Source organism: Sabulibacter ruber (assembly GCF_017355955.1).
GTDB classification, from domain to species: Bacteria; Bacteroidota; Bacteroidia; order Cytophagales; family Hymenobacteraceae; genus Nibribacter; species Nibribacter ruber_A.
This window is the reverse complement of the sequence record NZ_JAFFID010000087.1, coordinates 1-298: the sequence shown is the minus strand read 5'-3', so window position 1 is coordinate 298 and position 298 is coordinate 1. Positions and strand designations below refer to the sequence as shown.

Here is a 298-nt window from a genome sequence, read left to right as displayed (position 1 = left end):
AAGGCGGTGGAGGGTGCCGTCGGCCGCCTGCCCACGGCGTTGCGCCGCAAGGCCGGGCGGCTCGGCCAGTTCTGGCTCTTCCGCCCGGAGATCATCATGGTCGCGCACAAGGCCGGTTGAGCCGCGTCCTGGATGGGGCGGCAGGCCCGCCGCCCCTTCTCAGAGCTTGTCCGCGAACAGGAAGGCGACCGCCCCGACCAGGCAGAGGAACGCCCCGAGATGCTGCCAGCTCAGCCGCTCGCCGAGGAAGAAGACGGCGAAGCCGGCGAAGACCAGCAGCGTGATCACCTCCTGCATC

Annotated in this window: 1 protein-coding gene; it reads right to left on the bottom strand. The window is 70.5% G+C overall.

Going from position 1 to position 298, the window contains the following annotated elements:
* Positions 1-159: 159 nt before the first annotated feature.
* On the bottom strand, positions 160-297 hold the full coding sequence (locus JT719_RS24565) for a DMT family protein (RefSeq protein WP_207436419.1): 138 nt from the start codon (positions 295-297) through the stop codon (positions 160-162).
* Between the last annotated feature and the right edge of the window lies 1 nt (position 298).